We start from the raw sequence: 11,604 nt of genomic DNA, 5'->3' as shown, positions 1-11,604 counted from the left end.
TCAGTCCGTCGGTCATTTAGTTCATAACCGGCCACAGGATACGATTAATCATACACTTACCTATCCCTCTATCAGCTTCACGGCCCTGTGTTGGAGTATCCTATAAACTTGACCAGCGTGTTTTGATGGAATTAATTGCACAGGGATGCCTGCCGCCTGTCAAAAAACGTGACGCGGGTACAGGTGTAGGTATAGGTACCATGACTGATGTTCTGCTGGAGCCTTTCTGCCGCCTGCTTTCCTTGCTTGACGAGCCTGAAGCCATACCTGTTCTGGGACCGCTGATTCAAAGGGAGATACATTACCGGCTTTTGATGAGCGATCAGTCCGATCATCTCAGACAGATTGCAGCAGTAGACGGCCATGGCTACCGTATCGGGAAAGCTATCGACTGGTTAAAAACCAATATAGCATCACCTTTGCGTGTCGAGGAGCTGGCAGCTCGCGTGCAAATGAGTACGCCCTCTTTCCACCAACACTTCAGGCAGCTCGCGGGAATGAGTCCGCTCCGGTATCAGAAATGGCTGCGCCTCAATGAAGCCAGGCGACTGATGCTGACCGATCATTACGATGTCACCACAGCAGCCTATGCTGTCGGTTACGAAAGCCTGTCCCATTTCAGCCGGGAATATACGAGAATGTTCGGGGAATCACCTAAAAGAGATATAACTGTTCTGAGAAAAGCTGCCGGGAAAATATGATATTTAACGAGCTGGTTTTTTTCGTGCACTACCCCGCCCCGGGAAAGCATTATATGTATCATTAGCTTATTAATGAGCTTGCGAAGGCAAATTCCAGTAGTGTTTCGGAACTGAACATTCATTGACATTTCACCCCTGTAAATTGATGTGGATGTTCAACCCTCAGAGGATCAGGCAAATAATTTGTTGTAATTGTGTATTTTTATGTCATCCCTGACAGGTAAATTATTCTCTGTTCACCCTTAAAGGCTTAATTTTATAATGGTGCCAGGGTGTTAATATGAGGCATCAAGGAAAGCTCAACTATCCAGGTTGGCCACAACCAAAGTACATTCAGTTTTCATTCTGAAGCGGAAGCCTGATCCGATTAGAAATATTAACGGGAGTGTAGAAATGGATGAAGATAAAAATCTGACCCGTCGCGATTAGCATCGCGGCTGAAACTCAATTGAATATCTGAGGCTGTGCGTAATTTATTAATTTCAGTTATAAGTGTTATCAGTTTTATGATGTTGCAATCTGATAGCAGCACCATACACTAGTAAATAATCAATATCACATGACGGGTGGGAAAATAAATATCATTAGTTCGTGCTTTATTTGTACACCATAAATTGTTTATCGCTTTCCGTTTTATTTGACGTATCAATTAATTATCAGATTTGAGGTTTTATGAAAACAGTCGGATATGCTGCATTCTCTTCCAGTGCGACATTAGCGCCTTATCAATTTACCCGACGTGAGCTGAAGGAAAATGATATCGCCATCGAAATCCTTTATTGTGGTGTGTGTCATTCTGACCTGCATACGGTGAACGGCGACTGGGGCCCGCAGTCGTATCCGCTGGTACCCGGACATGAAATTGTTGGCGTGGTGAAAGCGACGGGTAGCGGTGTCACTAAATATCAGATTGGCGATAATGTCGCGGTCGGTTGTATGGTCGACAGTTGCATGCAGTGCGACCAGTGTACCCACGGTGAGGAGCAGTTCTGCCGCCAGGGCATGACACCCACTTACGGGGTTCCTGATCGAGTAACCGGCGAAATCACGCAAGGCGGTTATTCAAAGCATATTGTTGTCCGTGAAGAATTTGTGCTCAAAATTCCGGACGGCATGGATCTGTCCCGCACTGCGCCTATCCTTTGCGCTGGTATCACTACCTACTCCCCTTTAAAAACATGGAATGTGAAGTCAGGAAGCCGTGTCGGGGTGATTGGTCTCGGGGGGCTAGGTCATATGGCTGTAAAAATCGCTGTCGCCATGGGGGCTGAAGTTACGGTCATCAGCCGGAGCCGTAATAAAGAAAAAGAGGCGATTACTCTGGGTGCTAAAGGCATTCTTGCCTCCACCGATCAGGCTGAACTTGAAAAAGCAGCCAGTTCTTTTGATGTGATTATCGATACTGCTCCTGTCAAACATGACGTAAATACCTTCACTCCTCTGCTGGATGTCGACGGTACGTTAATCATTGTCGGACAGGTTGGTCCGCTGGAAGAACCCGTAACGGTCCCGCTGATTATGGGACGACGTCGCATTGCAGGATCGTTAATTGGTGGCATTGCCGAAACGCAGGAGCTTCTTAATTTCTGCGCGGCACATGATGTCTATCCGGATTGTGAAATGATCAACATAGAGCACATCAATGATGCTTTCTCCCGTCTTGAAAAAGGGGACATGGCTCATCGTTTTGTCATTGATATGGCTACGTTAAGTGCAGAATAATTCTTCAGCGTGTCTGTAGCGTCGGAAAAGACTTGATCGGAACTGCCTGCCGCACACCTGCACATCCGGCTATCAGGCGTATTTCGGGCATGCGCTCCGGGGACGAAGGATCTTTGTAACGGCCAGGTGGATAAGCCTGGCCTTTCACTGCTTCCCGGGTCAAGCGGTTCTGAGCAGAAATGGCATTATACTGGCGGCTCATATCGCAGCGTTTCAACAATCATTGAGAGCGCAGGCAGCATCTGACGTTCTCCCGGATAGTAAATATAAAAACCCGGTCGTTCTGCCCACCATCCAGGCAGGATCGGCACAAGTTTTCCTGAATCCAGCCATGGCTGGCTGAGTATCTCCGGTAAAAAGGCAATGCCGTAACCCGCCAGCGCTGCATCCATCGCAGCATAATATGAATTAAAGATCAGATGGCCCGCAGGCCGTAAAATCTGCCCCGTTTCATTTTCCTTCACTATCCATGGCGTTGTGCTTCCCCCTGGCGTAAAGCGGGTACTAATACAGAAATACTGGCCTAAATCACCGGGTATAAGCGGTAGCCCTTTATCCTGAACATAACCGGGAGAGGCAACTGCTGAATAACGTAAGTCCGGGCTGATGCGCACAGAGGCCATATTTTTGCCAAGCGAATCACCGTCCCTGATACCGGCATCAAATCTCTCCGTAATTATATCGGTCAGTGCTGCATCCAGAGAGAGCTCAAGCCTGACGTCCGGATAATGGCGTAGCGTTTCGCTGAGGCGTGGCCATACAAAAGTCTTATAGGCAAAATCAGAGACCGTCATTCTTACCGTACCCGCAATAGTACTGCTCAAATCCCTGACGGAGGTCAGCTCACGGGCAATCGTATCCAGCCTGGGGGAAACGCGTTCCAGCAATCTTTTACCCGCCTCGGTCGGGGAAACGCTGCGTGTGGTACGAATCAAAAGACGCAGCCCGATCCGCTCTTCCAGATTGCGGATGGCATGGCTTAATGCTGATTGCGAAACGCCGAGCTCTGCGGCCGCTCTGGTAAAGCTTCTGTGCCGGGCAATGGTAATAAATGCAGTTAGATCCCGGAATATTTCGCCTGACATGCTTCGTCACCTGTTCTCTGGAAAAAATCTGTTTAACAACATGTACTGATTATTCGCTGCTCTGGTTTAAGTGACTGGCAGCGATATCCGGTTCAGTCATTCACATGAAAGCGGAGTGCCTCCACCATCAGACTCATGGCTCTGGAATGCTGTCGCCGGTTTGGATAATAAAGGTGTAGCCCTGGCCAGAGAGGGCACCAGTCCTGGAGCACAGAAATCAGCTCTCCGCTATCAATCAAAGGCTGAACCATATCCAGCGGAAGATAAGCCAGACCGAAGCCCCGCCTGACTGCCTCCAGTATGTCGTAAACGTTATTACATATTACCGGCCCGTCGATTTTGACGCTGAACTCGCGGTTGTCCTCAATAAATTCCCAGTCATACAACCCACCGTAGGTGGACATACGTAAACGAACCCCGCTGTGCTGACTCAGTTCGTCCGGATGTTGCGGGATCGGGTTGCGCGTAAAATACTCTGCTGAAGCAACAACCGCATTTTTCACGTCTGCACTGATGCGGACGGAAATCATGTCCTGGGCCAGGTCGGCCCCAAACCGGACGCCGGCATCATACCCCCGGGCAGCAATATCTACGCTTTCATACTCGCTGATAAGCTCAACGGTAATGTCCGGATACTGTCTCAGAAAAGGGGTTAACCGGGGCCACAGAACCGAGCGTATGACGTAGTCAATGGCGGTAATGCGCAGCGTTCCGGTAGGTCTGTCGCGTAAGTCATTGAGGGATTCCAGTTCATTTGTGATCTGCTCAAACTCCGGTACCAGACGCTCGACGAGATGCTGGCCCGCCATTGTCATCGCAACGCTTCGTGTGCTGCGTTGGACAAGGCGCACTCCCAGCCGTTCCTCAAGACCGCGTATGCTCGAGCTGAGTGCAGGTTGTGTGACGCCCAGCTGAGCCGCTGCTCGGGTAAAACTGCCCGTCTGGGCAACTGCAATGAGTGCGATTAATTCACTGAACCCTTCTCTTGCCATCTTTCTCCCTCACCGGCTGTGTTACCCCCGGACGACACAGTGTCTCCAGATAATGTGGATAAGTTATCACGGGCATTAATGAATTTCACTTATGAATGTAAGAAATTAAACCAGGTGTTTAACCGAGCCAGCCTGATGTACATTAATAACCACTGGCTGATCTTCAATAACGTTTTTATTTCCCGTCCAGGAATTATATCAGAATTGATTCTTTTCGGCTGGCTATAGGCACCTGAAAAATAAAGCTGAACGTATACGGATATTTTTACAGTCCAACTTGTGCTTTCGGCTTATACGGTGGCTCCTGTCAATCTCATCAGTGAGGTAATACTATGTCCTTAATTAAGGTTTCTCTTTTGTGTGCTTCAATGCTGGCGGCAGGCTCTGTTATGGCTGCACAAAAAATTCCTTCGACTGTCGCCGAGGGCGTCAATGTTTCAGGTTCGCAAAAAGTTACGTTTAAAAATGGCAGCTTAACCATGGCGGGTAATTTATATCTCCCGCCTGATTATGACAGCGCCCGTAAATATCCGGCTATCGTAGTCTCTCATCCCTGGGGGGGCGTTAAGGAGCAGACATCCGGGCTTTACGCACAACAGCTGGCAAAGCGTGGGTTTATTACTCTGGCTTATGATGCGTCGCATTATGGTGAAAGCGGTGGGTTGCCTCGTGACCTGGAGAATCCGTCCGACCGTGTATAGGACATCCGCAGTGCTATTGGCTATCTTGCCAGCCTGCCGCAGGTTGATCCGGGCCGCATTGGTACTCTCGGCATTTGTGCTGGCGGAGGCTATACGCTGCACGAAGCGCAAAACGATTTACGCGTAAAGGCTGTTGCCGGTGTCGTCACCTATGATATTGGCGATGCAACCCGCAACGGTATTGAAGGCCTGCCGGTTACGGCAAGCGATCGCACAAAATTGATGCAAAGCGTGGATGAACAACTGAACAAAGAGGCCAGCGGTGCATCGGTGCTGGTTCAGCAGTTGCTGCCTTCACGGGATACGGTAAATGCCAGTACGCCTAACTTTGTCCGGGAGGCGACTGATTATTACCTGACTCCGAGAGGAGCTCATCCGAATGCACGTAACCGTTATGTCGTCACCAGTCCAGGACTCCATATGGCCTACTATCCACTTGAGCATATGGATTTGATTTCGCCCCGCCCCGTGCTGCTCATTGCCGGTGAAAAAGCTGAAACAAGAAAATTCAGCCAGCAGGCTTATGACGGAGCGAAAGAACCGAAAGAGCTGGTTATTATTCCTGGTGCATCACATTTTGATTTATATGACAAGCCGCAGTTTGTTAACCCTGCACTGAATAAGCTGGCAGAGTTCTTTAGCAAAAACCTTTAATCATATCCTCACGTAGGTGTATGTGAATAAGCAGCAGAAAGTCCGAAATTACGCTAAGGGACCTTCTGCGGGCAAAATATTAAGAGGAGAAAATTATGAATATTTCACTGAAAAATAAAGTCGCGCTGGTCACCGGTGCCGCGTCCGGTATTGGATTTGCAACTGCTCGTGCTTATGCAGAAGCGGGGGCAGCCGTCGTGTTAGCGGATATTAATTCTGAACTGGTAGATAAGGCCGCAAACGATCTGATTTCCCGTGGCTTCGAAGCTAAATCATTTACCTGTAATGCGGCAAATCTTGATGAAGTTGAAGCGATGGTTCAATTCACTGTTTCTACTTACGGTCGTCTGGATATCGCATTTAATAATGCCGGTGTACAGAATAAACTTGTCGAAATCGCGGACGCTACCGTGGAGGACTTCGACCGCGTTAATGCCGTGAACCTCCGGGGCGTCTGGGGATGTATGAAGTATGAACTTCAGCAGATGCGCAAGCAGGAAAGTGGTGTCATCGTAAACTGTTCTTCTATCGGCGGAATTGTGGGCGGTGCAGAACGTGCGAACTACCACGCCGCGAAGCACGGTGTGCTGGGCCTGACCAAGAGTGCAGCTCTTGAATATGCAGGCCGGAACATCCGGGTGAATGCAGTTTGTCCGGGACTTATCTGGACGCCAATGGTCGATGCTATGGTCGCATCAGGCCAGAAAGAAGCCCTGGAAGGCATGGTGAAAGCCGTTCCGTTGCAGCGCCATGGTAATCCGGAAGAAATTGCCGATGCCGTGCTCTGGTTATCCAGTGATGCATCGTCCTACGTTACAGGCCAGTCAATTTCGGTTGATGGCGGCCTGACCATGCGCTAAGCATAGCTGCCCTAATTATTACCCCCTGTTTGTTTTCCCTCATTGAAACACTGCCCTGTTTAACAGGGCTTTTTTAACTTTTCTGTTAAACCGCCTGTACGGTCATCTATCACCTTTCAAGCCCTTATCTTCAACGGGATGACTGATGCAGCCATGCTACCAGACGCAACAAACCTTCGCTTTCATAACCCTCCTGCAATAATCGGTCTTCTCTACAGATCCTAACCCGAATCCTTGCCCACTTTTCTCATACCGAGTGTTATTTCTACACGAGCGTTGGGAAGACATTCCTGAACTGACGAAGAGGGCGCATTTCTTCTTAGTTCATGAAGTCCTTTTGATATGAACTCATCCTATTCATAAAAAGATATTCTAAAACAATGTGATATACGCTAGATGCATTATGAACTAAGCTTTCGTAAAACATAAGTTAAATACGGTGGGTTTATTCTTTAGTTCATGAGTTCCTCTCTTTCAGGAACTTACCGATGAATCAGTCGGTTGCCTAAATGTTGGCCTGGGGATCTTTAATGTAACCACGCTTGCAGCCAGCGTTTATGGGGTGTTTGGTATGACTGGTAAAGCTGATGCCTGGCGTCTTTTCCGTTATCTTCCCGGAGACTATTACCGCAAGGTGGAAACCATGTCTCCGGGCAAACTGACGATGAAGGTTATGGGATGGGGGGTGAGCGCGAAGGTGGTACTGGAACTCCTTACCCGTGATGACCGGAGTCGCTGAACTGTGTTCTCATCAGCTTCCATGATTTATAGCCAAGTCTGACCGGCATCACCAGAAGCAGAACAATTAGCAAAAAGACGACGGCAATCATACAGGAGATAACATGGCTTGCGCTGCCAAAGATCGCGGTAACCAAGGTGATGATGGCCATCCCGCCGGTGATCCAGGCTACCGACAGAAAATAACCGGCCAGATCCTTCAGAACCTTTTCCTGCGATTCCCCCGTCGCCTGGTGACGTTTGATTCGCTCGATATCCTTATTTAAAAGATCGGTTCCTTGCTGCTTTATCAGCCAGGCGGGCTGAACATTCATTCCATAAAATCCCGCCGCTACTGAGGAAGCCTGAGAAACAGTGTCCGTTCCTGAGTCTGCGATGCTTTAAAACCATGGTGGATATAAAACGCTTTGGCGTCCTCAGTGAGTGCATGAACCATGATCGCCCGCACCCCAATATTCTCTGCTACCCGATAACAGCGTAAAACCGCATCCTGGAGTAAATCGGCTCCCAACCCATTTCCGCGTATTGAGACATCGACAGCCAGACGGGCAAGAATAATCACGGGAATGGGATCCGGCATGTTACGCCGCAAATTACCTGTCGCTTCCGTATGGTTAACGCTGCCGGTAGCCAGAGAGTAAAATCCCGCGACCTGCTTTGTGCCCGTTTTACAAACGACAAACGTTCGGGATGCGCCAAGCGCCTGGTTTTTCAGACCTCTTTGTTTTAACCATTCGTCAAGTACGGCCTCTCCACTGACGAACTCCGCCAGTTGATGGACGCTGGATAAGGGCTCTGGGGGGGTTACACGTCCCACTGAGGTTTCCTTGCCAGCAGTTTTTCTATGGCAGGATCGTCGGCGACCGGGGCATCAAGCATATCAATGAACTCTGCATACTGTTCATCGTTAAAATTGAATACACGCCGATCGAGGATCACATTTTCGGCTGCCTGACAGGCCATCTCCAGAATGAAGTCAGTACGTGATTTATGGAGGATCTCTGCGGCGGCATCGATAAGCGCCCGCTGGGATTCTTTGGCTCTAAGATTGAGTTGAACATCTGATTTCATGGGTATACCTCTTGTATAGCAATTGCTTTACAAGCATAGCATAAGCGGCGCGTATAGCAATCGCTATACAGGTCCCTTAATCATGTCTGACCTCTTCACTCTGCATATCGCAAGAATTTGCTCTCTCAGCCAGCGGTGCGCGGGATCGCGTTCCATTCTTGGGTGCCACATCTGTGATACCGTAATTAGACGGCTTTTGAACGGCAACTCGAAAACGTGTACCTGGTCCGTTACCTGCTGATTGAGTAAATAGAGAGCGAGTATCATGGCGATAAGATCCGATGCCACCGCCACGGACAGCGCCGTCGGAAATCCCGGTACGACGCTCGCGATTTTACGTTTTGTTCCGAGTTCGGCCAGCGCATCGTCAACGGATCCGTGCAGTGCACCCTCGGGTGACGCTACCACATGGCCCCAGGCGACATAATCCTTCACCCCTATTTCTGCCTGCTTAGCCAGCGGATGCCCCTTACGCACGATGCCCACAAACCGATCCTCAAACAGTCGTTGCAGCCGTATTTCAGGCCCCATATTACTCTGGACGCCAATCTCCAGATCAACCAGCCCTTCCCGAAGATAGCGCGATGTTTTTTCCGGCTTAGGCGCAAAGCGTATACAGACGTCCGGCGCGGCGTCGGCCACAGCCGCTATAAGCGCAGGCCCAAACGCCACCACAAAACCATCGTTTGCCCTGATGGTAAAAAGTCGCGCCAGACTTCGCGCGCTGAACGTTTCAGTTGAGGGCTGTAATACCGCCCTGGCCTCGTGCACTGCACGCCTGGCACGGTCCCGGGTCGCTTCGGCCCACGGGGTCAGTACCATATTACGTCCGGCGCGCACCAGAATCGGATCGCCAGTGACGTCGCGTAACCTGCTTAATGTCCGGCTCATTGCCGAGGTGCTGAGGTTCAGACGACGTGCCGCGCCTGCCACGCTCGCTTCGCTCAGCAATATGTCGAGTGCTATCAGCAAATTAAAATCGGGTTCTGACATCTCCTTCCTCCCTGCATATTCAGATAAGGCGTTTCATGCAACGATAAAGTGTAAATGGTGCGCCTTCCGCCCTGCAAAAGCCATCTTTATAGTTTTGTCATCCACACACTCTTCTCTAAGGACAACAAGATGATGCTTTTTTCCAGCCAACCCGGCGACGATGGACTGCCTGGCCCGACGCGCACACGGGTGATGGCCGCGATAATGACCACCACGTTAATGGGCGTGTTTGATGGCACCATGATCAACATTGCCCTGCCCTCCATGGCTCAGGAGATGCAGGTGCCAGCCAGTTATGCCGTCTGGTTCGCCAACGGGTATCTGCTGGCGGCTGCAATGACGCTGGCGATATTCGCGGCGCTTGCGGCCCGCCTGGGTTATCGCCCCGTATTTCTGGCAGGCCTGACGACCTTTACCCTGACATCGCTGGGTTGCGCGCTGGCGAAAACGCCCGAAGTGCTTATCGGTATGCGCGTGCTTCAGGGGATCGGCGGCGCAGCGACGCTGAGTATTGCTCCCGCGATACTGCGGTCCGTATTTCCCGGACGATTGCTTGGCCGCATTCTGGGTTTGCACGCCCTGCTCATCGCCTCCAGCTCCGCTATCGGCCCGGTATTGGGCGGTACGATCCTTCACACCCTGAGCTGGCAATGGCTTTTTGCGATAAACGTTCTTCCCGGCACCCTCGCCTTGCTGCTGGCGGTCAAAGCGCTGCCGCGGGATGCGGTTCGAAAGCAAGCGCCCTTTGACACCCTGGGCGCCATATTGTCGGCGCTGCTGTTGGGTTCGACGATCGTGGCGGCGAACAGCCTCCATGATGCTACTTATCACACAGGTAGTCTTTGCTGGACGGTTCTCGCTGCGCTGAGCGGCATGGCTTTTATCTGGCAGATCCGCCGCACGGATAACCCCTTACTGCCGCCAGCCATATTCAAAAATGAACGTTTTACCCTCGCGGCCTTAACGTCGATGATTGCTTTTGTCAGCCAGGGTATCACCTTTATTGCGCTGCCCTTCCTGTTTCAGAGCGAATACGGCTACAGTCCGGTGATTTCTGCCCTGCTATTTACGCCGTGGCCGTTAGGGATCGTGCTGATTGCGCCGCATGCAGGCCGGTGGGCGGACACGATTTCAGCCCCGGTGATTTCAACCCTGGGGCTGATGATTTTTGTCGTCGGTTTGATTCTGCTGGCAACATTACCCGCCAGCCCTTCGATGTGGGATATCTGCCTGCGAAGCCTGGTTTGCGGGATGGGATTTGGCTGCTTTCAGAGTCCCAATAACCGGGAAATGCTCTCAAACGTTAGTCGTGACTATGCGAGCTATGCATCCGGTGTGTTATCCATTATGCGCACGTTCGGGCAGTGTCTGGGGGCCGCCGCTGTGGGCGTACTGCTGGCGACAAATGAGAGAGCAATTCATGCTGCACTGTGGATCGCTGCGGCGGCTTCTGCGGTAGCGGTCATCGTCAGCGCGAGCCGACTGCGTAAAATCACTCATCCTGCGGAAACAGGTTGAGCGAGCAAAAGCTCCCGGGTCGCATCTTCAAAATTAGGGCGCGGCCCGTACACCACTTTTACATGCTGTAATTCATTAATGATTTCATTACTGATGTCGTGACCATAATCCACTGTAGAGGCGCTATCTTTATTGAAAACGACCGAATAGTGATGATCTATTCTGTATTTTTCAACGGTATCAGATATGACTCTCTGGCTTATATGCCGCAGGCGACCCTGCTCTGCCCGCAGTTGCGTGTTTTTACTCATATCATCGATCGCTTTCATTTCACGGCGCAAGGGTTCTGGCAGAGCGTAATATTTTTTCTCAACTTCAAGCGCGGATTTTTTAGCTAATGCGAGAAGTATTTCGTTCTGCTTTTTTTCCTGTGCCAGTAACGGTGATTCACGCAGGATCCGCTTGTAAGAAATACATGCAACCCCTTTTTGTCCGGCGTGAGGCTTAAGGTGACCGTTAAAAGAATATAATCCTACAAGACACACAAAAATTAACAGAATGAATGAAAAGCGTGGCTCAGACCGTTTAGTAATCATTGTCAGTTCCACCGAATAAATAGGGTCGCAGAG

Annotated in this window: 13 protein-coding genes and 2 pseudogenes; 8 read left to right on the top strand and 7 right to left on the bottom strand. The window is 50.4% G+C overall.

Annotated elements, in window-relative coordinates; genetic code table 11:
- Positions 1-71 precede the first annotated feature (71 nt).
- Positions 72-701: pseudogene (locus ACOT0L_RS09005) on the top strand (helix-turn-helix domain-containing protein); the annotation flags it as partial.
- Between the two features lie 672 nt (positions 702-1,373).
- The gene (locus ACOT0L_RS09000) at positions 1,374-2,423 is read left to right on the top strand and encodes an NAD(P)-dependent alcohol dehydrogenase (RefSeq protein ID WP_022648132.1); all 1,050 of its coding nucleotides are present in this window, start codon (positions 1,374-1,376) and stop codon (positions 2,421-2,423) included.
- A 185-nt stretch (positions 2,424-2,608) separates the two neighbouring features.
- Here ACOT0L_RS09000 and ACOT0L_RS08995 read toward each other — a convergent pair whose 3' ends face one another.
- Together ACOT0L_RS08995 and ACOT0L_RS08990 are read right to left on the bottom strand one after the other, a co-directional pair.
- A complete protein-coding gene (locus tag ACOT0L_RS08995; protein WP_126503012.1) occupies positions 2,609-3,508 on the bottom strand; it encodes a LysR family transcriptional regulator in 900 nt (299 codons plus the stop codon).
- Positions 3,509-3,600: 92 nt separating this feature from the next.
- Positions 3,601-4,500, bottom strand: a complete 900-nt coding sequence (locus ACOT0L_RS08990) for a LysR family transcriptional regulator (RefSeq protein ID WP_126503011.1) — start codon at positions 4,498-4,500, stop codon at positions 3,601-3,603.
- Positions 4,501-4,832: 332 nt separating this feature from the next.
- Here ACOT0L_RS08990 and ACOT0L_RS08985 point away from each other — a divergent pair, with 332 nt between their 5' ends.
- The 5 genes and pseudogenes from ACOT0L_RS08985 (at position 4,833) to ACOT0L_RS08965 (ending at position 7,454) form a co-directional block, all read left to right on the top strand.
- The gene (locus tag ACOT0L_RS08985; RefSeq protein ID WP_221765950.1) at positions 4,833-5,201 is read left to right on the top strand and encodes an alpha/beta hydrolase; all 369 of its coding nucleotides are present in this window, start codon (positions 4,833-4,835) and stop codon (positions 5,199-5,201) included.
- 3 nt (positions 5,202-5,204) lie between these two features.
- Positions 5,205-5,330: pseudogene (locus tag ACOT0L_RS08980) on the top strand (alpha/beta hydrolase); the annotation flags it as partial.
- 102 nt (positions 5,331-5,432) lie between these two features.
- Positions 5,433-5,855 carry an alpha/beta hydrolase gene (locus tag ACOT0L_RS08975; RefSeq protein WP_221765949.1) on the top strand — a complete coding sequence of 141 codons (423 nt, stop codon included), beginning with the start codon at positions 5,433-5,435 and terminating at the stop codon, positions 5,853-5,855.
- Between the two features lie 95 nt (positions 5,856-5,950).
- Complete coding sequence (locus ACOT0L_RS08970) at positions 5,951-6,715, top strand: SDR family NAD(P)-dependent oxidoreductase (protein ID WP_023300126.1); 765 nt, start codon at positions 5,951-5,953, stop codon at positions 6,713-6,715.
- 517 nt (positions 6,716-7,232) lie between these two features.
- Positions 7,233-7,454 (top strand): DUF4225 domain-containing protein, encoded by a 222-nt coding sequence (locus ACOT0L_RS08965; protein WP_276524936.1) that lies wholly within the window; start codon positions 7,233-7,235, stop codon positions 7,452-7,454.
- Here the strand turns inward: ACOT0L_RS08965 and ACOT0L_RS08960 are convergent.
- The 4 genes from ACOT0L_RS08960 to ACOT0L_RS08945 all read right to left on the bottom strand — a co-directional run bounded on the left by ACOT0L_RS08960 (position 7,429) and on the right by ACOT0L_RS08945 (position 9,517).
- Positions 7,429-7,767, bottom strand: a complete 339-nt coding sequence (locus tag ACOT0L_RS08960) for a hypothetical protein (RefSeq protein ID WP_126503010.1) — start codon at positions 7,765-7,767, stop codon at positions 7,429-7,431. The two genes, ACOT0L_RS08965 and ACOT0L_RS08960, sit on opposite strands and share 26 nt — an antisense overlap.
- 17 nt (positions 7,768-7,784) lie before the next feature.
- A complete protein-coding gene (locus ACOT0L_RS08955) occupies positions 7,785-8,270 on the bottom strand; it encodes a GNAT family N-acetyltransferase (RefSeq protein WP_126503009.1) in 486 nt (161 codons plus the stop codon).
- On the bottom strand, positions 8,258-8,524 hold the full coding sequence (locus tag ACOT0L_RS08950; RefSeq protein WP_003857131.1) for a DUF1778 domain-containing protein: 267 nt from the start codon (positions 8,522-8,524) through the stop codon (positions 8,258-8,260). The genes ACOT0L_RS08955 and ACOT0L_RS08950 overlap by 13 nt, the downstream gene beginning before the upstream one ends.
- A gap of 63 nt (positions 8,525-8,587) precedes the next feature.
- The gene (locus tag ACOT0L_RS08945) at positions 8,588-9,517 is read right to left on the bottom strand and encodes a LysR family transcriptional regulator (protein ID WP_126503008.1); all 930 of its coding nucleotides are present in this window, start codon (positions 9,515-9,517) and stop codon (positions 8,588-8,590) included.
- A 129-nt stretch (positions 9,518-9,646) separates the two neighbouring features.
- Between ACOT0L_RS08945 and ACOT0L_RS08940 the strand changes: the two genes are divergently transcribed.
- A complete protein-coding gene (locus ACOT0L_RS08940) occupies positions 9,647-11,035 on the top strand; it encodes an MFS transporter (protein ID WP_126503007.1) in 1,389 nt (462 codons plus the stop codon).
- On the opposite strand, the gene ACOT0L_RS08935 is transcribed toward ACOT0L_RS08940, so the two are convergent.
- Entirely contained in the window at positions 11,014-11,571 is a 558-nt protein-coding gene (locus ACOT0L_RS08935) for an OmpH family outer membrane protein (RefSeq protein WP_023300131.1), read from the bottom strand. The genes ACOT0L_RS08940 and ACOT0L_RS08935 overlap by 22 nt on opposite strands.
- Between the last annotated feature and the right edge of the window lie 33 nt (positions 11,572-11,604).

The sequence above is a fragment of the Enterobacter cloacae complex sp. XAL002 genome (assembly GCF_049236805.1).
GTDB lineage: Bacteria > Pseudomonadota > Gammaproteobacteria > Enterobacterales > Enterobacteriaceae > Enterobacter > Enterobacter intestinihominis.
The sequence above is the reverse complement of the archived record's forward strand: the minus strand, read 5'-3'. Positions and strand labels throughout refer to the sequence as shown.